Consider the following 22,786-nt stretch of genomic DNA (forward strand, 5'->3'; position numbering starts at 1 on the left):
CGGTTCTCCCTAGCGCAGCCGGGGCTGGATCTTGTCGATGAAGATGGTCTGCTTCTGCTCCGCCGTCAGATGGCACGCGGAGGCGCGTCCCTCGCCCAGCGGGGGCCGCGAGTCCGTGCAGAGGGTGCCGGGCACCTCGTCCTTGAAGGCGCACCGCGGGTGGAACGGGCAGCCCGAGGGCGGGTTGAGCAGCGAGGGCGGGGAGCCGGGGATCGGCACCAGTTCCTCGTTGACGTCGCTGTCCAGCCGCGGCATCGAGCTGAGCAGACCCCAGGTGTAGGGGTGGCGGGGCGCGCGCATGACCTCGCGGACGGTGCCGCGCTCGACGGCCCGGCCGGCGTACATCACCAGCAGGTCGTCGGCCATGTTGGAGATGACGCCCAGGTCGTGCGTGATGAAGACGATCGCGGAGCCGAACTCCTGCTGGAGGTCCTTGAGCAGGTCCAGGATCTGGGCCTGCACGGTGACGTCCAGCGCGGTGGTCGGCTCGTCGGCGATCAGCAGCTCGGGGTCGCACATCAGGGCCATGGCGATCATCGCGCGCTGGCGCATACCGCCGGAGAACTGGTGGGGGTAGTCGTCGAAGCGCGTCTTGGGCTGCGGGATGCCGACCTTCTCCAGCATCTGGACCGCCCGGTCCTTCGCCTCCTTCTTGGAGGCGCCGCGGTGCTTCATGAACGGCTCGGAGAGCTGGCGGCCCACCGTGTAGAACGGCGACAGCGCGGTCAGCGGGTCCTGGAAGATCATCGCCATCTTGTTGCCGCGGAGCTGCTCCAGCTCGCGCTCGGTGGCGGTGACGAGTTCCTTGCCGTCGAGGACGATCTCGCCGTCGACGGTGGTGGTGCGCGGGTTGTGCAGGCCCAGGACCGTCAGGTTGGTGACGGACTTGCCGGAGCCGGACTCGCCCACGATGCCGAGGGTCTTGCCGCGCTCGACGTCGAAGGACAGGCCGTCCACAGCCTTGACGATGCCGTCCTCGGTGGAGAACTGCACCTTCAGATCGCGCACTGAGAGGAAGCTGTCCGAGCCGGAAGGGGCCGGGGCGTCCTCGGTCTTGGTCAGTGTGGTCACGGTGGTTCGTTCTTCCTAGGAGAGACGGACGCGCGGGTCGATGAGGGCGTACGCGATGTCGGTGAGGATGTTGACGATCAGGATGAAGAAGGCACCGAACAGCAGGACGCCCAAGGTGAGCGGCAGGTCCTTGTGGACCGCGCCGTCCACGGCCAGGCGGCCGATCCCCTGGAGCGAGAAGGTCAGCTCGGTGACGACGGCGCCGCCGAGCATGGCGCTGATGTCGATGCCGAGGACGGTGACGATCGGGATCATCGAGCCACGCCAGGCGTAGCGGAAGAACACGTACTTCTGCGACATGCCCTTGGCGCGGGCGGTGCGGACGTGCTCCTCGGCGAGCTGCTCGATCATCGAGGAGCGCGACATACGCGTGTACTGCGCGGTGAAGATGGTGGCCATCACGAGGACCGGCAGGAGCATGCCGGTGAACCACTTCCAGGGGTCCTGGGTGATCGGGTGGTACGCCGGGTTGTCCATCCAGCCCGTGCTGTACACGAAGATCAGCAGGACGATCGGGCCGAGCACGTAGATCTGGAACGAGCTGAGCACCATGGACACACCGGTGGCGACCTTGTCGACCAGCGTGCCGCGCCGGTAGGCGGCGAGCATGCCGGCCCCGACACCGACGACGACGAAGACGACCGCACCGCCCGCGGTGAGCGTCAGGGTCGTCGGGAAGCGGTCCATGATCGTCGACCAGACCATGTCGCCCGAGTAGAACGACTGGCCGAGGCAGGGCGCGCTGCAGTGGCCGGTCGGGAAGTCACGGCCCAGCACGATGCCGGACATGAAGTCCCAGAACTGCTGGTGGATCGGCAGGTTGAGGCCGAGAGCCTGGCGGATGTCCTCCAGTCTCGCGGGAGAGCAGTCCTTGCCACAGGCCAGAGAGGCGTAGTCGGAAGGCGCGGCGACGAACAGGAAGAACGAAGCGGCGCCGATGAGGAACAGGGTGACCAGGGCACCGACTGTGCGCCGGACGATGAACTGAAACATGGCGGGAGGGCTGCTCTCTGCGGAGACGGTGGGAGGGTTCACGGAGGTGCGGGGACGCGCTCCGCCTGGTGCGCGCCCCCGCGTTCAGCCGTAGAGAGTTACGACTTGACGTACAGGCGGGTGATGTCGATCAGGCTGGACACCGAGCCGTAGCGGGCACCGCCGATGTTCGAACCGGAGAGCTGGAACTGCTTGGTGTACCAGAGCGGGGCGGCCGGGACGACCTTCTCCAGCAGGTAGTGCTGGGCTTCCTTCCAGGTCGCGGCAGCCGCGGTCGGGTCCTGGGAGAGCGCCTTCTTGATCAGCTCGTCGACCTTCGGGTCCTTGACGTGCGAGTAGTTCGAGGAACCGTCGGCGACCTGGGTGCCGTCGTAGATGGGCGTGATGACCGTGCCCGCGGACGGCCAGTCCTGGCCCCAACCCGTGATGTAGATGTCGTACGGGTTGTTCAGCTTGCCGATCTGCTCGTAGTAGCTCGCCGCGTCGACCTCCTTGGAGACGACGTCGAAGCCGACCTTGGTCAGGGCGTCCTCGATGGCGACCTTGCGCTTCTGGCCCGCCTCACTGTTGGCGTAGGCGAAGACGACCTTCTTCTCGGCGGCGGGGATCGTCTTGAGGATCTCCTTGGCCTTCGCGATGTTGCCCTGCGGCGTCTTCAGACGGCCGTACGGGTCGTAGGTGGCCTCGTAGCCCGGCAGGGTCGGGGCGAAGTAGTTCGGGGCCACGTCGCCGCCGTACGCGCCGCCCTCACCGGCGATGAGGGACTTGGAGTTGACCGCGTACGTGATCGCCTGGCGGACCTTGAGGTCCTTGACCCGGTCGAGGTTGAACGTCAACTGCATGACGTAGGGCTGGTAGCCCTTGACCGTGCGCTTGCTGACGGCCGGGTTGCCGATGACGTCCTGGATCTGCGTGGACTCGACACCACCGGTGAACTGGATGGCGTTCTTGTCCGCACCCTGGTCGGCGATCAGACGCTTGGTCTGGGTCGACTCGGTGATGCCGAACTGGAAGTCGAACTTGTCCGCGTACTGGTGGCGGACGGAGTCGGTCTTCGGGTCCCAGTTGGTGTTCTTGGCGAGGACGAGCTCCTTGCCCACCTTGTTCGAGACGATCTTGTACGGGCCGGTGGCGACCGGAGCCTTGTCGTACGCCGCCTTCGTGTCCGTCTTCTCCGGGACGATCGCGTAGCCGGCCATGGCCAGCGTCTGCGGCAGGTCCGGACGCGCGGTGTCGAAGTGGAAGACGACCGTCTTGTCGTCCGGGGTGTCCAGGACCGAGGCCGGCAGGTGCTTCTTGCCGAAGCCGCCGTCCGGGAGCGCCTTGCGGTAGTCCGCGCCGCTCAGCCAGGTCTGCAGGTAGGTCGGGCCGTCGAAGATGAAGCTCGCGTACTGACGCTCGACGGTGTGGCGGACGTCGGCGGACGTGATGGCGTTGCCGTTCTGGTCCTTGACGCCGTCCTTCAGCGTGAAGGTCCAGGTCTTGCCGCCGTCCGAGGACTTGCCCGAGTCGGTGGCGAGGTCGCCGACGACCGAGACGCCGCCCTTGCCGTCCTCCTTGAACTGCGTCAGACGACGGAAGAGCAGGTTGGCGACCTGGCCCGCGTCGGAGACGTAGATCTGGCCCGGGTCCAGGTGCGAGACGCCCGCCTCCTGGTACACGTTGATCGTGCCACCGGACTTGGCGCCGGTGACCTCCTCGGCCGGACCGGTCGAGCCCGCGGCGTCGGCGTAGGTGACCGACTTGGACTGGACCGACGCTTCGCTCTGGTCCTTCTTCGAGTCGGTACCGGAGTCGCCGCCCTCGTTCTTGGAGCAGGCCGTGAGAGCCAGGGAACCGGCCGCGAGGGCGACGACGACGGCGCGCGCTCTGCGCGAACTGATGGGCTTCATGAGGCGAATACCTACCTGTCGGTTGTTATCCATGAGTACTGCCTGACGCGGCTGGTAGGCCGACGCGGGGGCGGCAGCCACCCCCCACCAATGGACGAGTTACCGCCCGGACTTGGGGTCGAAGGCGTCCCGGACCGAGTCTCCGAGGAGGTTGAAGGCCAGAACGAAGATCACCAGCGCCAGGCCGGGGAAGAAGAGGAACGCCGGGTCCTGCTCGGTGTAGTTGGCAGCGGCGGCGAACAGTCGTCCCCAGTCCGGGGTCGGCTCGACGAACCCGACTCCGGCGAAGGAAAGGAAGGCGATGGTGAGGATGGTGCTGGGCAACTGGTACGTGAACTGCACCAGGATCGGCGTCACCACGTTCGGCAGGATCTCCTTGCGGACGATCCGCCAGGGGGAGGCACCGGAGACCTTGGCGGCCTCGACGAACTCCCTCTCCCTCAGGGACAGCACGGTGGAGCGCACGAGGCGCGCCATGCCCATCCAGCCCAGCAGCCACAGCACGATCAGCATCGCCAGTGCGCGGAAGTACGTGGGGGTCTCCTCCCGCGGGTCGACGAAGAACGCGGTGACCACGGGCATGAAGGCGATGAAGAAGAGCTGCTGCGGGAAGGACAGGAAGAAGTCGGTGACCCGGCCGATCCAGTAGTCGGTACGACCACCGAAGTAGCCGCCGATCAGACCGATGATCACGCCGGTGGCCATCAGGAGGACGGTCACGCCGAGCGCCATGAACAACGACGTCCGCATGCCGTACACGAGCATGGCGAACAGGTCACGGCCGTACTGCGGCTCCACGCCGAACCAGTGGTCTCCCGAGACGCCGCCGAAGTAGCCCAGGGGCAGACCGAACTGGTCCAGGATGGGCTTGTCCGCGTAGGTCGGGTCCTGCCCGTACAGCGTGTACGGGTCGGTCCCGCTCAGCTTGACCAGCAGCGGCGCGAGCAGCGAGACGACGAAGTACAAAATCACTACCACGGCGCAGATGACACCGGTACGGTCGCGCTTGAAGCGCTGCCACATCAACTGGCCGGGAGAACGACCCTCGAGCTTCTGCTCGGCCTTGACAGGCTCGGCGTTCGACTCGAGCTCGGGGTCCAAGGCGACTGGACTGGTCATGTGTGTACTTCCCCCGGGGGGTTGGAGAGTTGAGCGCAGCACAGATACCGGCAGGTTCTGTGGTTTGGGGGAACTTTCGCCAAAGTGTTCAACGCGCGTCAAGGGCGGAAGACATAGGGATCTCCCTACCGACCATATTTTGAGGAAAAATTGCAAAGATTGACACCTGGTCGCGCTTGACACGCGAGTCGACAGACCGTCAAAACGGACATACCGCAATGGATTTCGGTTCACATGTCCGAAACACGATCGGGTCCTTACCGATATCCGGACGCTGTCTCATAGATCGCGGACAGGCTCCCACGGGCACACCGAAGGCCCGGTTCCCCGCGTGTCGGGAAACCGGGCTGCCGACGGTCGCCGGCGGTTCGGTCAGCCGTGCTTGGCGCGGCTCGCGGCGCGGGCGCGCTCGCGGGCGTCCAGGTTGACCTTACGGATGCGCACCGCCTCCGGGGTCACCTCGACGCACTCGTCGTCGCGGCAGAACTCCAGGGACTGCTCCAGGGAGAGCTTGCGCGGCGGGACGATCGCCTCGAACGAGTCGGCCGAGGACGACCGCATGTTCGTGAGCTTCTTCTCCTTGGTGATGTTCACGTCCATGTCGTCGGCACGCGAGTTCTCACCGACGATCATGCCCTCGTAGACCTCGGTGCCCGGGTCCACGAACAGCACGCCGCGCTCCTGGAGGTTCGTCATCGCGAAGGCGGTGACGGCACCGGAGCGGTCGGCGACCAGCGAGCCGTTGTTGCGGGTCTGCAGGGTGCCGAACCAGGGCTCGAAGCCCTCGTGGATGGAGTGCCCGATGCCGGTGCCGCGGGTCTGGGTCAGGAACTCCGTGCGGAAGCCGATCAGACCGCGGGAGGGCACCACGAACTCCATGCGCACCCAGCCGGAGCCGTGGTTCGACATGTTGTCCATACGGCCCTTGCGGACGCCCATGAGCTGCGTGACCGCGCCCATGTGCTCCTCGGGCACGTCGATGGTCATGCGCTCGACGGGCTCGTACACCTTGCCGTCGACTTCCTTGGTGACCACCTGCGGCTTGCCGATGGTCAGCTCGAAGCCCTCCCGGCGCATGGTCTCGACCAGGATGGCGAGCGCGAGCTCACCACGGCCCTGGACCTCCCAGGCGTCGGGGCGCTCGGTGTCCAGGACGCGCAGCGAGACGTTACCGATCAGCTCGCGGTCCAGGCGGTCCTTGACCTGACGGGCGGTCACCTTGCGGTCCTTGACGGCCGCCTTCGCGTCGGCGCCCTTGCCGGTGCCGCCGCGGCCGACCAGCGGCGAGGTGTTGGTGCCGATGGTCATCGAGATCGCGGGCTCGTCGACCGTGATCAGCGGGAGCGGGATCGGGTTCTCGGGGTCGGCGAGGGTCTCGCCGATCATGATGTCCGGGATACCGGCGACCGCGCAGATGTCACCCGGGCCGGCCTTCTCGGCGGGCTTGCGGGTGAGCGCCTCGGTCATCAGCAACTCGGTGATGCGCACGTTGGACATCGTGCCGTCGCGCTTGATCCAGGTGACGGTCTGGCCCTTGCGCAGCTCGCCCTGCTCGACGCGGAGCAGCGCGATACGGCCGAGGAAGTTGTCGGCGTCCAGGTTGGTGACGTGCGCCTGGAGCGGGGCGGCGTCGTCGTACTGCGGAGCCGGGACGTGCGAGAGGATCGTGGAGAAGAAGGGCTCCAGGCTGTCGCTGTCGGCCGGGACGGTGCCGTCCTCCGGCTTGGTCAGCGAGGCCACACCGTCACGCGCGCAGGCGTAGACGATGGGGAACTCGATCTGGTCCTCGTCGGCGTCGAGGTCGAGGAAGAGGTCGTACGCCTCGTTGACGACCTCGTCGATGCGCGAGTCGGGGCGGTCCGTCTTGTTGATGCAGAGGATGACGGGCAGCCGGGCCTGCAGCGCCTTGCGCAGCACGAAGCGGGTCTGGGGCAGGGGGCCCTCGGACGCGTCGACGAGCAGCACCACCGCGTCCACCATCGACAGACCACGCTCGACCTCGCCGCCGAAGTCCGCGTGGCCCGGGGTGTCGATGATGTTGATGGTGACGACTTCGCCACCGTCCTTCGGGTGGTACTTCACGGCCGTGTTCTTGGCCAGGATCGTGATGCCCTTCTCACGCTCCAGGTCGTTCGAGTCCATCATGCGGTCGTCGAGCGATTCGGCGGCGTGCGCGGCGAACGCACCGGCCTGCTTCAGCATGGCGTCGACGAGGGTCGTCTTGCCGTGGTCGACGTGGGCGACGATGGCGACGTTACGGATGTCGTGGCGCGTGGCCATGAAGGCGTACTCCTGGAGTGTGAGGAAGGCCGACGCGTACGTCTGTGTTACGCGGACCCTGCCGGGCTCAACATGCCACGGCCTCACCCCATCGTACGTTGCCTCATGGGTGGGGGCTCGCCGGGCTCAGCCCCGCTGGGGGCCGGCCGGCCCCTTCGCCCCCTTCTTCAGGAAGCCCATGTCCTCGTAGACCGGCGTCTGGAAACCGAAGGAACCGGCGTTCACCACGTTCTTCCTCGCGGCCGTGAGCTGGGGCCGCTGGTACAGCGGGATGGATCCGGCGGCGGCCCAGATGCGGGAGTCGGCCTTGCGGATCAGGCTCCGGTTCCGTCCCTCGTCCAGCGTGCCGACGGCCTCGTCGAAGAGCTGGTCCACCTGGTCCGTGCCGACCCGGGTGTAGTTCTGCTCGACGTTCAGCGACCCGTCCGCGGCCGGCACCGGCTTCGCGAAGATCGGGCGGCCGTCGGTGGCGGGGAAGGCGGACGCGGGCCAGGAGTACAGCGCGAGGTCGTACTGCCCGGACGCGATGTGGTCCTTGAAGTAGCTCTCGTCGGAGACCTTGGAGATCTCGGTCCGGATGCCGATCTTCTCCAGCATCGAGGAGATCCGCCCGGCCACCGTGCGCAGCGTCTCGGACCCCGGCCCGGACGGGAGCACGAACCGCAGGGCGAGCGCCTTGCCGTTCTTGGCCAGCACCTTGGTCGCCGCGTCGGCGGGAGCCGCCGTGCCCTTGGGGGCGTACGCCCCCGGCGCGCCGCCCTGCAGCTTGTTCGCGTACTGCTTGCCGTCCTGGGCGAGATGGCGCGGACCGTCACCGGCCCCGCGGTGGTCCTTGGGGTCCTTGTCGTCGCCCTTGTCGTCCTCGCCGACGATGTAGGTCCCGTCGGAGTCCTTCTCGGAGTTCCGGCCGGCCTTCTCACCGTCGGAGTCCTTCTCCGAGTCCCGTCCGGCCTTCTCGCCCTCGGTCCCCGCCGCCTTGTCGCCCTTCTTCTTCTCCTTGACCACCGGCCCGCCCGGCACCCACCCGGCGTCCGCGAGCAGGGCCCTGGCCTCCTTGGCGTTCTGGTCACCGAGCGCGCCGCTGTTGTCGGCGTAGGCGGCCTGGCCGGAGAGCGCGAGATGGCTGCCGACGGGCTCGGCGGGCAGCCCGAGCGGGGAGAGGACCACGCCGGCCAGGGCCTTGCGGTCGATGGCGCGGGCCACGGCCCGGCGCACCCGCTCGTCGGTCAGCGGACCGGAGGCGCCGTTGAGGGCGAGTTGGGTGTAGGCGGGCTCCAGCGACTTGCGGACCTCGAAGTTCTTCAGCGCCGCCCGCTCACGCCGTTGGGCGGCGAGTGCCCTGCGCTCCTTCTGCCGGGCGCTGAGCTCCTCGTCCCCCTCCCCCTCGTCGTCCTCGTCGTCCGCGTGGGCGTCGGCCCAGGAACGCAGCGCGTCGGCGGCTCCCAGGTTGCTGTCGGGGCGGTGGGCGGGCAGCCCGCCCGGGCCCGCGACCGGGCTGCTGGTCCCCGCTCCCGCGCGGGCGGAGAGGCTGATGCGGTCGAGGGCCTCGGGGTCGATCTCGGCGAGCTCGATCGCACCGGCGGCCAGCGCGGTGGTCCGCTCGTCGCGCGGCACGGCCCTCAGCACGATCTCGTCCAGCTTGGCGGGGTGGCCCCACCAGCGCGGATTGCGGGCGAGGGTGACCTCGTCCTTCTTGTGGTCGACCTTCTTCACCCGGAAGGGACCCGCGGTGATCTTGAGCTTCTTGCGGGCGGAGTCGTTGAAGGAGTCCGGGGTGCCCATGACGTCCTTCGGGTACAGCGGCGAGAACAGCGAGCGCCAGTCGGCGTACGGGCGCGCGAAGGTGACCCGGACCTCCAGGTCGTTCTTGCCGCGTTCGATCTTCTGGATGCGCTCGTAGCCGGCGTTGCGGGCGGTCCAGTACGCGGAGTCCTTGCCGGACAGGGCGCGCCACTGGGCCGCGAAGTCGGCGGCGCCGATCTCCCGCCCGTCGCTCCACACGGCCTGCTGGTTCAGCTTGTACAGCACGACCTGCCGGGGCTCGGTCTCGACGACCTCGGCCGACTCCAGGTAGTCCGGGTCGACCTGCGGCCGCCCGTTCGCGTCGAGCCGGTACATCGAGGGCAGGACCGCCTGGGCGACGGTGGTGGTGGTCGCGTCCGCGTCCGCCTGGAAGGTGTTCAGGGTCTCCGGGACGGCGTCGACGGCCCAGTGCAGGGTGCCGCCGTCGGCGACCCGGTCGCGGGCGGCGGGCGCGATGTCCTGCTCCGCGAGCGGCTTGCTGGTCTTCTCCTCGGAACTGCACCCGGAGAGTGCGGTCACCGCGAGCGCGCCCGCGGTGAGGAAGCCGACCGAGCGCGTGACCGCGCGCAGGGTGACGCCGTTGTGGGACATCTCTGCTTACCTCCGGGAGCCGTGGGCGTTATGATCACTTTTGGCGGTATATGGAGCTGATCACATCTATGCGGCCACTGAAGAGGAAAGGGTTCGGCAACGGACGGCGACACGGCGACAACGACCGGGAAGCCCACCCGTGCGGCGCAATCGACGGCGCACGAGGGGCGCGCATGGAGGCACACGATCCGCCAATCCATGCACGTCCCTTCACACCGGCAGGTGTGACGCGCAACACTCGCAGGCGCATGACCGTTCCCGTCCAGGGCATCCCCGCCCACGGAAGTGAGGTCACGTCATGTCCGTGAACGACGAACTGGCAGCGGCCCAGCGCTCGCTCGACGAAGTGCTCAGGTACGTCAAGCGCCTGGAGCAGCAGCTCGGCAGCAGCGGCCTGGAGATGCGCCGCGTGCGGCTCGACGCCGACCGCCTGCGCGAGAGCCTGGCGCTGCTGCGGGAGACCGACCCGGCGCTCGCCAAGGCCCGCCGCCCGGATCTCGTCTCCATCTCCGACACCCCGTACGACAACACCCTGTGGACGGACTCGGACGACGAGGGACTCGGCGCCCGCGACCGCCGAGCCCCCTGAACCCGACCGGAGTCAAGCGTTGGCCACTGGTACGGAACCCCCCGACACCGAATCCCATACCGTGAGCGGCGGCGTACGCGCCGGTACGCGCGCCGCGATCGACGCCCCGCACCTGCGCACCGACCGCTGGTGGCTGGCGCCCGCCGCCACGGCCGCGGGGCTGCTCGCCTTCATCGTCTACTCGACGTGGCGGGCGTTCGCCGACACGGACTACTACGCGGCACCGTACGTCTCGCCGTTCTACTCCCCCTGTCTGGCCGAGCGCTGCGCGCCCATGCGGCACGGCCCCAACTGGGAGCTCTTCGGCGGCTGGTGGGGGATCTCCCCCGCGATCATCATCCTGATCTTCCCGCTCGGCTTCCGGCTGACCTGCTACTACTACCGCAAGGCCTACTACCGGGGCTTCTGGGCGTCCCCGCCGGCCTGCGCGGTGGCCGAGCCGCACAAGAAGTACACCGGTGAGACCCGCTTCCCGCTGATCCTGCAGAACATCCACCGGTACTTCTTCTACGCGGCGATCCTGGTCGCCGGGATCCTGACCTACGACACCGTGCTCTCGTTCCGCAACGAGAAGTACGAGTGGGGCCACATGGGCCTCGGCACCCTGGTGTTCCTGGTCAACATCGTGCTGATCTGGGCGTACACCGTCTCCTGCCACTCCTGTCGGCACATCGTCGGCGGAAAGCTGCGGCACTTCTCCCGGCACCCCGTGCGCTACAAGGCCTGGCAGTTCGTCGGGAAGCTGAACGCCCGGCACATGCAGCTCGCCTGGGCGTCGCTGGTGAGCGTGGCGCTGGCCGATTTCTACGTCTTCCTGGTCGCCTCCGGCGCATTCGACGATCCGAGGTTTTTCTGATGTCCGTGGTCGACCGTCAGGAGTGGGACGTCGTCGTGGTCGGCGCCGGCGGCGCGGGCCTGCGCGCCGCCATCGAGGCCCGCGAGCGGGGCGCCCGTACGGCGGTGATCTGCAAGTCGCTGTTCGGCAAGGCGCACACCGTGATGGCCGAGGGCGGCATCGCGGCCAGCATGGGCAACGCCAACGAGCACGACAACTGGCAGGTCCACTTCCGCGACACCATGCGCGGCGGGAAGTTCCTCAACCAGTGGCGGATGGCCGAGCTGCACGCCCAGGAGGCCCCGGACCGGGTCTGGGAGCTGGAGACCTGGGGCGCCCTGTTCGACCGCACGAAGGACGGGCGGATCTCCCAGCGCAACTTCGGCGGCCACGAGTACCCGCGCCTCGCCCACGTCGGCGACCGCACGGGCCTCGAACTGATCCGCACCCTCCAGCAGAAGATCGTGTCCCTCCAGCAGGAGGACAAGCGGGAGACCGGCGACTACGAGTCCCGGCTGAAGGTCTACCAGGAGTGCACGGTCACCCGGGTGCTGAAGGACGGGTCGCGGGTCTCCGGTGTCTTCGCCTACGACCGGGAGACCGGCCGTTTCTTCGTCCTGGAGGCCCCAGCCGTCGTGATCGCGACCGGTGGCATCGGCAAGTCCTTCAAGGTGACGTCGAACTCGTGGGAGTACACCGGCGACGGGCACGCGCTGGCGCTGCTCGCGGGCGCACCCCTGCTGAACATGGAGTTCGTGCAGTTCCACCCGACCGGCATGGTCTGGCCCCCGTCGGTGAAGGGCATCCTCGTCACCGAGTCGGTCCGCGGCGACGGCGGGGTGCTGCGCAACTCCGAGGGCAAGCGGTTCATGTTCGACTACGTCCCGGACGTCTTCAAGGAGAAGTACGCCGAGTCGGAGGAGGAGGGCGACCGCTGGTACGAGGACCCGGACAGCAACCGGCGTCCCCCCGAGCTGCTCCCCCGCGACGAGGTCGCCCGCGCGATCAACTCCGAGGTGAAGGCCGGCCGCGGCTCCCCGCACGGCGGGGTCTTCCTGGACGTGTCCACCCGGATGCCGGCGGAGGTCATCCGCCGCCGGCTCCCCTCGATGTACCACCAGTTCAAGGAGCTGGCGGACGTCGACATCACGGCCGAGCCGATGGAGGTCGGGCCGACCTGTCACTACGTGATGGGCGGCATCGCGGTCGAGTCGGACACGGCGGCGGCACGCGGGGTGCCGGGACTGTTCGCGGCCGGTGAGGTCGCCGGCGGCATGCACGGCTCGAACCGGCTGGGCGGGAACTCCCTGTCCGACCTGCTGGTGTTCGGGCGCCGGGCGGGCTGGCACGCGGCGGAGTACGCGACCTCCACGGCACGTCCCGCCGTGGACGAGGTCCAGGTCGACGCGGCGGCGGCCGAGGCGCTCCGGCCCTTCTCGGCGGAGGGCACCGAGCCCGCCGTGGGGCCCCCGGAGAACCCCTACACCCTGCACCAGGAGCTTCAGCAGGCGATGAACGACCTGGTCGGCATCATCCGCCGGGAGGGCGAGATGGAGCAGGCCCTGGAGAAGCTGGCGGACCTGCGGGTACGGGCCCGGCGGGCCGGGGTCGAGGGGCACCGGCAGTTCAACCCGGGCTGGCACCTCGCGCTGGACCTCAGGAACATGCTGCTGGTCAGCGAGTGCGTGGCGCGGGCCGCGCTGGAGCGGACCGAGTCGCGCGGCGGCCACACCCGCGAGGACCATCCGACGATGGACCGCGAGTGGCGCCGGATCAACCTGCTGTGCCAACTGACCGACCCCACCGGCGGGTTGGCGGCGACCGACCCGGTCCGGGGCCAGATCGACCTCAGCCGTGAGACCACCGAACCCATCCGCGCCGACCTGCTCGCCCTCTTCGACAAGGAGGAGCTGGTCAAGTACCTCGCCGAAGAGGAGCTGTACGAATGAGCGGCTACACGGCCCACTTCAGGGTGTGGCGGGGCGATGTCGGGGGCGGCGACCTGGAGGACTTCAAGGTCGAGGTCAACGACGGCGAGGTGGTCCTGGACATCATCCACCGCCTCCAGGCCACCCAGGCGCCCGATCTCGCCGTCCGCTGGAACTGCAAGGCGGGCAAGTGCGGTTCGTGCTCGGCGGAGATCAACGGACGGCCCCGGCTGATGTGCATGACCCGCATGTCGGTGTTCACCCCCGAGGAGACGATCACCGTCACTCCGCTGCGGGCCTTCCCGGTCGTCCGTGACCTGGTCACGAACGTCGGCTTCAACTACCAGAAGGCGCGCGAGGTCCCGGCGTTCGTGCCGCCGCCGGATCTCGGGCCCGGCGAGTACCGGATGATGCAGGAGGACGTGGACCGCTCGCAGGAGTTCCGCAAGTGCATCGAGTGCTTCCTGTGCCAGGACACCTGCCATGTGGTGCGCGACCACGAGGAGAACAAGACCGCGTTCGCGGGTCCGCGCTTCCTCATGCGGGTGGCGGAGCTGGACATGCACCCGCTGGACGCGGCGGAGGAGTCCGGCCTGGACCGCAAGAAGACGGCCCAGGACGAACACGGACTCGGCTACTGCAACATCACCAAGTGCTGCACGGAGGTGTGCCCCGAGGGCATCAGGATCACGGACAACGCGCTGATCCCGCTGAAGGAGAGGGCCGTCGACCGCAAGTACGACCCGCTGGTGTGGCTGGGCTCGAAGATCAGGAGGCGCTCCTCAGCAGAGTGAGCACCTCGCCGACGTTGTGTTCCGCGATCTCCCGCATCCACTCCGGGTGCGGGAAGTCGCCCTCCATCAGGCGCAGGGGCCCCGCGACCAGGGACAGACGCATGGCGAGGCGGTACAGGCGCAGCCGGTCCTCGTCCAGGCCGGGGGCGCGCAGGACGTCGTAGCGCGGGCCGAAGCGGATCCGCAGGAAGACGTGCTCCCACTCGACGTCGAAGTACATCAGCCCTTCCACGTCGATGAGCGCGGGCCGCCCCCGGTCGTCCAACAGGACGTGGTCGGGGCCGAGTTCGCCGTGGATGAGGACGTGCCGGTCCCGGGGCCGCACGGCCTCGGCCAGGTGCCGCACGGCCTCCTCGGCCTCCTCCCGGACAGCGGCGATCCGCCCGTCCCTCGCGGCGGCCTCCCCGATGTCGCGCAGGGCGCCGTCGGTGACGCGCCGGGCCGCCGAATCCGGTGTGGAGGTACCGCCGCCGTCGACGAGCGCGACCTTGCCGAGGGCGGGGCCCTGCTGTGCGTGCAGGTTCGCCAGTTCCCCGGCGAGTCGCTCCAGCGCGGCACGTCCGACGGCCGGGTCCCGCTCCAGCGCCGCCTCCAGGCTGCCGCCCCGCAGGTCCTCGACGACCACGGCGTCCCGGTCGGTGGCGCGGTGCAGCAGCCGGGGGGTGCGGACACCGGCCGCGACCAGGCGGTCGTGCGCGGCGGTGAAGACGTCCCGGCCCGTGCCGGACGAGAAGGGGTCGCGGGGGTCGGCGGGGCCCGAGTCCCAGTAGTCCTCGTCGGCGGACCAGACGTAGGCGACGACGCTCGTGCCGTCGTCGAGGGCGAGCCGGTAGACCCCCTTGCTGGTGCCGCCGCGCAGCCGGGTGACCCCGGTGAGGGTGCGTCCGGTCGCGGCACGGGCGAGGGGGGCGAGGTCGGTGCGGGTGAGGTGTCTGCGGGTGGCGGTCATTCGGGGGATGCTCCCAGGGGGAGCCGTGGGGCGCCCGTGGTTTTCAGCGCACCCAGTCCCGCTCGTACGCCGCCCAGTCCCCCTCCGTGGCCGCGAAGTCGACGTACAGTGCCACCCCGAAGTTGGCCCGGTCCGCGTCCGTGCGGGAGAGCCCGAGGCGCACGCCCCGGACCGCCGCGGGGACGGTCTCGGCGTGGGCCCAGTGGTCGAAGTTGTTCTCCCGGTAGAAGGGCAGGCCCATCAGCAGGTCGGTGGAGGCCGGAGTGACCTCCAGGGCCAGGGACGTCTGCTGGGCCACGTAACCGCCGTACAGGCTCTCCAGCGGGGTGCTCGTGTCGTACGACATCACCGCGATCTGGTCGACCCGGCGCGCGACCTGCCCGAAGAATGCCTGCGACCACCACTTGGGGTGCCCGGCGAGCGTCCCCGCGACGGAGTGCAGCGCGGGCAGCGGGTCGATCTGGTGGGCGGCGACCGAGAGGGGCACGCCCTGCGCGCCGGTGACCCGGTGGAGGGCGTCGAGGAGGTCGAGGTAGTGCTCGTCGCCGGAGTGCAGGGGCTCCAGGTCGAAGTGGGCGCCGTCGAAGCCGGTGGCGAGGATCTGCCGGGTGGACCGCAGGACGGCGGCCCGGGTGTCCGCGTCGGCCAGGCGCATGCCGTCCGGGCTCTCGGTGGCGAGTTTGTCGCCGAGCCAGGCCTGGACGCGGACGCCGGGGGCCGCCTCGTGCACGGCGCCGATCAGCCAGGCCGCCCTCGGGTACGCGGACGCGGGCAGGGTGCCGTCGTGCTCCAGGGGCCCCGCGTGGACGTACAGGTCCCGGATGCCGGTGGCGCGCAGGCGCCGGGCGAGGGCGCTGACGTCGGCGTCGGTCTTCCGGCCGTCCACCCAGGCGTGGCCGAGCCAGACCGCGTCCTTGCCGCGGGTGCGGGTGCCGTCGGCGGGGTCGCCGGCGTAGTTGAGGCGGAGGGCGACGGCGACGGACAGGAGGGGGACGAGGACGACGAGCGCGAGCCCGAGCGCGGCCCGGCGGATCCAGCGGCGGCGCCTGGTCCCCGGCGCCCCCTTCCCCGGCTCGCCCTGGTCCCCTGGGGTCGGGTCCCCGTCGGTCCCTGTGCCCTGCGCCTGTGACATCCGCTCCCCCGTCCGCTCGTGTACCCCCGCCCGTCCCACCCCGCTCGCGCCCCCGCATTGCGGCCCATACGCTCCGAAATGTGACGCCATCCTTGGTACGGGGCCGACCGCGGCGGGGCCGCTCGCACATATCCGTGCGGGTGGCGCACGCCCTGCTGGGCGTGGTCGCCGCGGTGGTGTGGCTGGTGCTGCCGTGGATGACGATCAACGACGACGCTCCGGTTGCAGGCCACCGGGTCAGCGCCGCCGCGGCCGAGGGCGAGTCCTCCGGCACCGACCTCGTGCTGCCGGTCGCGGCCCTCGTCGTGGTGGTGCTCCTGGCCGCCTACGGCACGGTCCGCCGGACGCGCCGCGCCCGCAGCCGTACGACACCGGCGGCCCCCGGCACGACCCACGTCGGCGCCTACCCGTCCCCCGCGGCCACGCCCCCGCTCGCCGACCTCGACGAGCGGTCCCGGGCCGCGCTGGTCGACGCCGACAACCGGCTGCGCACCCTCCGCGAGGAGCTCGTCTTCGCCGCTGCCGGATCCGGCCCCGGGGCGGTGGCCCCGCTCGCCGGGGCGGCCGAGGCGGCTCAGGCCGAGCTGGCGGCGGCCTGCGCGATACGGCGGCGGTACGAGGAGGGCGTCCCGGAGGAGGCGGCCGCGCTCGCCGGGGTCCTGGGCCGCTGCGAGGAGGCCGCGCGGCGGCTGACCGCGGCGACGGAGACCCTGCGGGCCCTGCGGGGGCTGGAGCGTGACCCCGGCGCGGCCCTGGCGTCCGCCGAGACCCGTTTCCGCGACCTGACCGCCCGCACGGCCGGGGCGGAGGGCGCGCTCACGGACGACGCGGTCACCGGGTACGTCGAGCTGGCCAAGGACAGCCTGGTCAGCGCCACCGTGCACCTCAACCGGACCCACCAGACCGCCGCCTCCGGACAGGCGGACGAGGCGGCCGGCCATCTGCGCGCGGCGGAGACCGCGATCGCCCGGGCGGACGTCCTGGTGACGGCCGTGGCCCGGCTGCGCACCGCGCTCACCGAGGCCGCCGGGCTGATCCCGCCCGCCCTCACCGGCGCGGAGGCGGAACTGGCACCGCTGCGCGACGGCACCGCGTACGAGGGCGAGACCTACGCCCGGCTCCTGCACGCCGACGCGGTCCTGGCCGCCGTACGACGGGAGACGACGTCCGGGCAGCCGTACGACCCGCTCGGCGTGCTGCGCCGGATCGTGCACGCGACCGCGCCCCTGGCGACCGGCCGGTCCGGGGTGCTCCCGGTGGCCGCGCTGCTGGTCGCCCGGGAGTCCGTGGCCGCGGCGGACGACTACGTCACCGTCCACCGCGAGGCGGTCGGTGCCGCGCCCCGGGTCCTGCTGGCGGAGGCACGGGAGACCGACGACCTCCCGCGGGCGGACGTCCTGGCCCGCGAGGCACGTGACCTCGCCGAACGGGACGTACGCCTGCTCGGGCACCCCGCCTAGAACAGGCTGAGCAGGGCCTCCGCCGGGTCCACCATGCCGTTCTCCCCGTCCGGCAGCGGCAGTTCGAACCACACCGTCTTGCCGCGCGGGGTGCGCCGGGAGCCCCAGGCCGCGCTGAGCAGACCGACCAGTTGCAGGCCGCGGCCGCCCTCGTCGGTGTCGCGGGCGCGGCGGCGGCGCGGCTGGACCAGGCCGGAGTCCCAGACCTCGCAGACCAGGGTGCGGTCCAGCAGCAGCCGGAGCCGGATGTCCCCCTCGCCGTACCGCAGGGCGTTGGTGACCAACTCACTGACCAGGAGCTCCGTGGTGTCGACCAGCGGTTCGAGGTCCCAGCTCAGCAGTTGGCCGCGGGCGTACTCGCGGGCCCGGCCCACACTGCGCGGCTCGCGCGGCAGCGTCCAGTCGCCGACGGACTCGGCGGGCAGGCCCTGGACACGTGCCATCAGCAGCGCGATGTCGTCCTCGCCGTGGTGGGTGTCGAGGGTGTTGAGGACGTGGTCGCAGACGTCCTCCAGCGGGGCGGAGGGGTCGGTGAGCGCCCCGACGAACGCCTGGAGCCCCTCGTCGAGGGGGTGATCGCGGCTTTCGACCAGTCCATCCGTGTAGAGCGCGAGCAGGGCGCCTTCGGGCAGTTCGACCTCGACCTCCTCGAAGGGCTCGCCGCCGACGCCGAGCGGCATGCCGGGCGGCACGTCGAGCATCAGCGCGTCCTCGCCGGGCTCGACGAGCACGGGCGGCAGATGGCCCGCGTTGGCGAAGGTGCAGCGGCGGGTCACCGAGTCGTAGACCGCGTACACACAGGTCGCGAGGTACACCTCGGACAGGTCCGCCTCGCGGGGGCGGCGGGCCGCGCGGGTGGCCTGCTGGACGCCGCCGGGGGCGCCCAGACCGCGGGCGATCTCGTCCAACGCGCTGAGCACCTCGGCCGGTTCGAGGTCCAGCAGGGCCAGGGTGCGGACGGCCGACCGGAGTTCACCCATCGCCACCGCGGCCCGCAGACCACGGCCCATCACGTCGCCGACCACCAACGCCGTGCGGTGTCCCGGCAGTTCGATGACGTCGAACCAGTCGCCGCCGACCTCGCTGGGGCGGTCCGCCGAGGAGTTGCCGGGCAGGTAGCGGCAGGCGATGTCCAGTCCGGAGGCGACCGGGTCGCCGGGGGGCAGCAGCGACCGCTGGAGTATCAGCGCCCGCTCGTGCTCCCGCCGGTACAGGCGCGCGTTGTCGATGCAGACCGCGGCCCGCGCCGCCAGCTCCACCGCGAGATCCCGGTCCCGGTCCCCGAACGGCTCGCTGCCCTTGGTCCGCGAGAACTGCGCGAGTCCCACGACGGTGTCGTGGGCGACCATCGGCACGGCGAGCGTGGACTGCACGAGGCCGCCCTCCTCGGCCGGGATGTACTGCGGGCGGGCGGTGCGCAGGGCGTCCGCGCAGGGCGAGTTGAAGGGGTAATGATGGACCGCGCCGACCGAGACGGGGGCGCCGGAGCCGGCGAACGGGGCGTCGGAGACCGCGCTGGCGAAGGCCACCCGGCGCAGTTCGGCGCTGCCGTCGGCGAGCCCGGGCGGGGTCTCGTCACCGGCCAGCAGCCCCTGGTAGAGGTCGACGGTGGCCAGGTCGCAGAAGCCGGGGACGACGACGTCGAGGAGTTCGCGGGCCGTGGTCTCCAGGTCGAGGGAGTTCCCGATGCGGGCGCCGGCCTCGTTCAGGAGGGCGAGATTGCGCCGTGCGGCGGCGGCCTCGCGGGCCGCGGCGCGACGGGCCGTGATGTCGGTTCCCAGCCAGGCGATGCCGATGGGCCGGCCGGACCCGCTGCGCACCCGGTACAGGTTGATGGACCAGTGGCGGCGCTCGTCGGAACCCGGCAGGAAGCCGGTGACGTGCATGTCCGTGATGGAGTCGCCGGTCTCCATGACCCGGCGCAGGGTCGCGGAGACCCGCTCGGCCTCGGGACGCGGCAGATAGTCGTGAACGTCCTTGCCCCGGTGGTCGTCCGGGGTGCCGCCGAAGAGGGAGGCGAAACGGTAGTTGACGCGGCGAACCCGCAGGTCGGGGTCGATCAGCACGAACCCGAAAGGAGATTGACCGAAAATGGCCTGCGAGGCGGCGAGGTCGGTCTCGATGCTGCGCAGCGTGCGCACGTCCACGACGATGCAGACGGCGGCCTTCTCGCCCTCCTCGGTCCGCGTCGGCATCACATAGACCTCGGCGAGGCCCTCCCGGCCGCACTCGCCCTCGTGCGGCGCCTTCGGCGCGGGCACCCGGAAGGGGACCACACCGGTCCACTCGCGGCCGTCCAGGATCTCCGCCATCTTGCGCTGGCCCTGCGCGCGCAGGTCCGGGTCGATGAAGGCCTCGATGGGGTCCATGCCGACGGCGTGCTCGGCGGGGATGCCGAAGAGCTGCTCGGCGCGCAGGCTCCACTGGTCGACCAGACCGTCGGGGCCTATGGAGAAGGACGCGACCTTGATGTAGTCGTAGATCGAGCCGGGCGGGCTGCTCTGCCACATGGCGTCCCCGGACAGCGCGTCGCCTTGACGGGCGTCCGCCACGGCAGCATCCGCGGCCTCCGCCCTCGCGCCGTCCGACGGGTCCTTCGACTCCGTGGCCTTCGCTGGTATCTCGCTCACGCGAACCGTCCCCTCCAGCTCACCGCGTCCGGCACCGGTCACCGGGGGCGGCTGCCCGCAGTATCCAGCACTACGGCGCCGCACAACACGGTGTTCACGATCACAGCACGATCCCGACGGTTTTCGGTCCGGGCTGCGACAACACTTCCAGTCTTCTAACCAGCGGACACGCCGTCGAATCACGTCTGCCGACAACCGCCACTGGCCTGAACCAGTCGATGGACAGCGGCCGAGGTGCCGTACAGGTGTTCCCGGCGTGGTCGGTGTGCGCGCCGTGCGCCGTGTTCATGGTTTTCCCGCCGCCCTTCGCCGCCGTCCGGTCCTGCTATCCCGGCACCGCCAGTTCGAACCAGACCGTCTTGCCCGTCGTGCCGGGACGGGTGCCCCAGCGGTGGGCGGCATGCGCGACCAACTGCAGGCCCCGGCCGCTCTCGTCGTCCAGGTCGGCGACACGTTCGCGGGGCGGGTCGGGGAGCGGGTCGGAGACCTCGACCAGGAGGACCCCGCCGACGCCTTCCGGACGGACCAGCCGGACGCCGATGGGGCCGGTGGCGTGCCGCAGGGAGTTGGTCACCAGCTCGCTGACCAGCAGCGCGGCGATGTCGGCGAGGCCGTCGAGCCGCCAGGCGGTCAGTCGGTTCCGGACGGCCGTCCGGGCAGCGCGCACGGCGCCCGGGTCCGCCGGGAACGTCCACTCGGCGCAGTCGCCTTCGGTGTCGATCACGCCGATCACATCCCGGGCCAGCCCATGTCCGCTTTCGTGGGGTTAAGGGGCACATACCCGATATCAGGGGTGCGGTACCGTGCCGAATGGCGTAAGTGGGGCGCCTAAGAGCTCGGGGGTACTCGTCGTCGTGCGCGTGCGGGTTCGCGGGGGCTTGTCGCGCGGTTCCCCGCGCCCCTGAAGGCCCCCAGCGCACCGATGGCTTCCACGTCCTGGTCGAGCCAGTCCACGTCCCGGATCTGGTCCGGTGTCAGCCAGCGGAGTTCGTCGTGGTCCTGAAGGGGCCTGGGCTGCGGGGAGCCCGGCAGCAGGCGGGCCGTCCAGGCCTGGAGGACGTACGGGGGCTTCAGGGGCCACTCACCCGGGACGCGCTCCAGCGCCTCCGCCTCCACGCCCAGCTCCTCCCGGAGCTCGCGCACGAGTGCCGCCTCGGGCGACTCGCCCTCCTCGACCTTGCCGCCGGGCAGCTCCCAGCGGCCGGCCAGTTCGGGCGGGGCGCTGCGGCGGGCCGCGAGGAGGCGGTCGCCGTCGTACAGGGCGGCGGCCACCACCACGATCCGTTCCGTCATGCGCCGGAGCCTACGGGAGGCTCCTCAGTCGGCCGAACTCACGCCGTTCGGGCCGATGCGCTCGACCCAGTAGAGCTGTTTGTGGCCGCGGGCGTCGAGGCTGTCCGCGATCTTCTGCGCCTCCGCCCGGGTCGCGTACCTGCCCACGCGGTAGCGATTGCCGTTGTCGTCCTGTCGTATGACGAGCCAGGGAAGAGTGATCGTGCCGTCGTTCACCGCGCCCCACCGCTCCTTCCCGACCTGCGTCGAGCCCCACCCGATAAGGAAACCGCAATCCGCATATGCCCGAGCCTACGCCCTACCTTTACGCAGCGAACACGCGTTTTCACAAAGAGGTACGCAACCAGCCAGGACGGACTCCTTCGACAGGGGCGCGCACCGTGAACACGCCCCCGGTGAAGGGCGGTGCCCGCGCTCAGGGGCGTCTCGGGAACAGCGGTGTCGACCTGCGAGAACGGCCGAATTCGAACGGCGTTCGCCTGTGGGCCGGTTGAGTGTTCGCCCGGGGCAACTTCCCCGGGGAGCGCACTACTTCACCGGAAGGTGGTACGCGACCTGGTAGCGGTCGGCCGGAATGACCACGTCGGCCGTCTCCACCGGACGGCCCGAGGCGTAGTAGGTGCGGTGGACCACGAGGACGACGTGCCCGGGGACACCGCCCAGGGCGAGCAACTCCTCGGCGAGGCCGGGGCGGGCGCCCACCTCCTCGGTGACGTTGTCCACGACGACGTCGATGGCGGCCATGCGCTCGACCACGCCCATGCCGCCGAGGGGACCCTCCTCCGGGAGCATCACGGGAGTCCGCCCGGTGACCGAGAGGGGCTCCCAGGAGGTGGAGAGCATGATCGGCTCCCCGGCCTCCCGGAAGACGTACTTCGTGCACATCACCCGGTCGCCGGGCCGGATGGCGAGCCGCTCGGCGATGGCCACCGAGGCCTCGGTCTGCCGGCTGCTGGACTCCCAGGTGCCGCGCCCCTCCCCGTCGGCCTGCTCCTGCCGGAAGGGGGTGGCACCGGACGCCGGGCGGTAGCCGGAGCGGGCGATGCGGCGGGGCACGGGACGCTCGCGCACATACGTCCCGGAGCCGGAGCGGCCCTCGACCAGACCCTCGGCCATCAGCACCTTGCGGGCCTCCAGCGCGACGGTGTCCGAGACGCCGTACTCCTCGCGGATTCTGGCCTGGGACGGGAGACGGGTGTGCGGTGGCAGCGAACCGTCGACGATCTTCTTGCGGAGATCACCCGCGACGCGCAGGTACGCCGGCTGCTCACCGAATGTCACTGGCCGCTCCCATCAGGTTGTACAGACAGCAACAGCGTGGCAACCGTGGGTTGGCCCATGCAAGCAAAGGCCAGAGAATCACTCGATGTGATGACATGTGCCGGTGGTGGGCTTTACGCAGGCACTTTCTCCCCGCTATGGCGGCG

The 22,786-nt window shown here is 70.4% G+C and carries 18 protein-coding genes; 5 read left to right on the forward strand and 13 right to left on the reverse strand.

Annotated elements, in window-relative coordinates:
• Positions 1-9 precede the first annotated feature (9 nt).
• The 6 genes from ACZ66S_RS06435 to ACZ66S_RS06460 form a co-directional block, all read right to left on the reverse strand.
• On the reverse strand, positions 10-1,071 hold the full coding sequence (locus ACZ66S_RS06435; RefSeq protein WP_469900073.1) for an ABC transporter ATP-binding protein: 1,062 nt from the start codon (positions 1,069-1,071) through the stop codon (positions 10-12).
• A gap of 15 nt (positions 1,072-1,086) precedes the next feature.
• Positions 1,087-2,064: an ABC transporter permease gene (locus ACZ66S_RS06440; RefSeq protein WP_053852414.1), complete on the reverse strand. Its 978-nt coding sequence runs from the start codon at positions 2,062-2,064 to the stop codon at positions 1,087-1,089.
• A gap of 98 nt (positions 2,065-2,162) precedes the next feature.
• Entirely contained in the window at positions 2,163-3,956 is a 1,794-nt protein-coding gene (locus ACZ66S_RS06445) for an ABC transporter substrate-binding protein (protein WP_469900075.1), read from the reverse strand.
• Between the two features lie 99 nt (positions 3,957-4,055).
• Positions 4,056-5,075, reverse strand: a complete 1,020-nt coding sequence (locus ACZ66S_RS06450; protein ID WP_469900076.1) for an ABC transporter permease — start codon at positions 5,073-5,075, stop codon at positions 4,056-4,058.
• Between the two features lie 372 nt (positions 5,076-5,447).
• On the reverse strand, positions 5,448-7,355 hold the full coding sequence (gene typA / locus ACZ66S_RS06455) for a translational GTPase TypA (RefSeq protein ID WP_469900077.1): 1,908 nt from the start codon (positions 7,353-7,355) through the stop codon (positions 5,448-5,450).
• Between the two features lie 126 nt (positions 7,356-7,481).
• Entirely contained in the window at positions 7,482-9,749 is a 2,268-nt protein-coding gene (locus tag ACZ66S_RS06460) for an ABC transporter family substrate-binding protein (RefSeq protein WP_469900078.1), read from the reverse strand.
• Positions 9,750-10,047: 298 nt separating this feature from the next.
• On the opposite strand from ACZ66S_RS06460, the gene ACZ66S_RS06465 reads away from it, so the two are divergent.
• Genes ACZ66S_RS06465 through ACZ66S_RS06480 form a run of 4 tightly spaced genes read left to right on the forward strand, consistent with a single transcriptional unit; the run spans position 10,048 to position 13,895 of the window.
• Positions 10,048-10,338, forward strand: a complete 291-nt coding sequence (locus ACZ66S_RS06465) for a hypothetical protein (RefSeq protein WP_053852419.1) — start codon at positions 10,048-10,050, stop codon at positions 10,336-10,338.
• Positions 10,339-10,357: 19 nt separating this feature from the next.
• Positions 10,358-11,194 (forward strand): hypothetical protein, encoded by an 837-nt coding sequence (locus tag ACZ66S_RS06470; RefSeq protein ID WP_469900080.1) that lies wholly within the window; start codon positions 10,358-10,360, stop codon positions 11,192-11,194.
• On the forward strand, positions 11,194-13,122 hold the full coding sequence (locus ACZ66S_RS06475) for a fumarate reductase/succinate dehydrogenase flavoprotein subunit (RefSeq protein WP_469900081.1): 1,929 nt from the start codon (positions 11,194-11,196) through the stop codon (positions 13,120-13,122). The genes ACZ66S_RS06470 and ACZ66S_RS06475 overlap by 1 nt, the downstream gene beginning before the upstream one ends.
• Positions 13,119-13,895, forward strand: coding sequence for a succinate dehydrogenase/fumarate reductase iron-sulfur subunit (locus tag ACZ66S_RS06480; protein ID WP_469900083.1), 777 nt, complete (start codon positions 13,119-13,121; stop codon positions 13,893-13,895). Before ACZ66S_RS06475 ends, ACZ66S_RS06480 begins: the two co-directional genes overlap by 4 nt.
• Here the strand turns inward: ACZ66S_RS06480 and ACZ66S_RS06485 are convergent.
• Positions 13,870-14,844: a phosphotransferase gene (locus ACZ66S_RS06485; RefSeq protein ID WP_469900084.1), complete on the reverse strand. Its 975-nt coding sequence runs from the start codon at positions 14,842-14,844 to the stop codon at positions 13,870-13,872. The genes ACZ66S_RS06480 and ACZ66S_RS06485 overlap by 26 nt on opposite strands.
• Positions 14,845-14,887: 43 nt before the next feature.
• A complete protein-coding gene (locus ACZ66S_RS06490; protein ID WP_469900086.1) occupies positions 14,888-15,976 on the reverse strand; it encodes a glycoside hydrolase family 18 protein in 1,089 nt (362 codons plus the stop codon).
• 80 nt (positions 15,977-16,056) lie between these two features.
• On the opposite strand from ACZ66S_RS06490, the gene ACZ66S_RS06495 reads away from it, so the two are divergent.
• Positions 16,057-17,436, forward strand: coding sequence for a hypothetical protein (locus ACZ66S_RS06495; protein WP_469900088.1), 1,380 nt, complete (start codon positions 16,057-16,059; stop codon positions 17,434-17,436).
• Here the strand turns inward: ACZ66S_RS06495 and ACZ66S_RS06500 are convergent.
• The 5 genes from ACZ66S_RS06500 to ACZ66S_RS06520 form a co-directional block, all read right to left on the reverse strand.
• A complete protein-coding gene (locus ACZ66S_RS06500; protein WP_469900089.1) occupies positions 17,433-20,066 on the reverse strand; it encodes a SpoIIE family protein phosphatase in 2,634 nt (877 codons plus the stop codon). The genes ACZ66S_RS06495 and ACZ66S_RS06500 overlap by 4 nt on opposite strands.
• Before the next feature lie 325 nt (positions 20,067-20,391).
• Complete coding sequence (locus ACZ66S_RS06505; protein WP_469900090.1) at positions 20,392-20,799, reverse strand: ATP-binding protein; 408 nt, start codon at positions 20,797-20,799, stop codon at positions 20,392-20,394.
• Positions 20,800-20,894: 95 nt separating this feature from the next.
• Complete coding sequence (locus tag ACZ66S_RS06510) at positions 20,895-21,359, reverse strand: (deoxy)nucleoside triphosphate pyrophosphohydrolase (protein ID WP_469900091.1); 465 nt, start codon at positions 21,357-21,359, stop codon at positions 20,895-20,897.
• A gap of 24 nt (positions 21,360-21,383) precedes the next feature.
• Positions 21,384-21,575, reverse strand: coding sequence for an SPOR domain-containing protein (locus ACZ66S_RS06515; RefSeq protein WP_365455265.1), 192 nt, complete (start codon positions 21,573-21,575; stop codon positions 21,384-21,386).
• 312 nt (positions 21,576-21,887) lie between these two features.
• A complete protein-coding gene (locus ACZ66S_RS06520) occupies positions 21,888-22,640 on the reverse strand; it encodes a GntR family transcriptional regulator (protein ID WP_469900093.1) in 753 nt (250 codons plus the stop codon).
• Between the last annotated feature and the right edge of the window lie 146 nt (positions 22,641-22,786).

It is taken from the genome of Streptomyces sp. NPDC107471 (assembly GCF_055582845.1).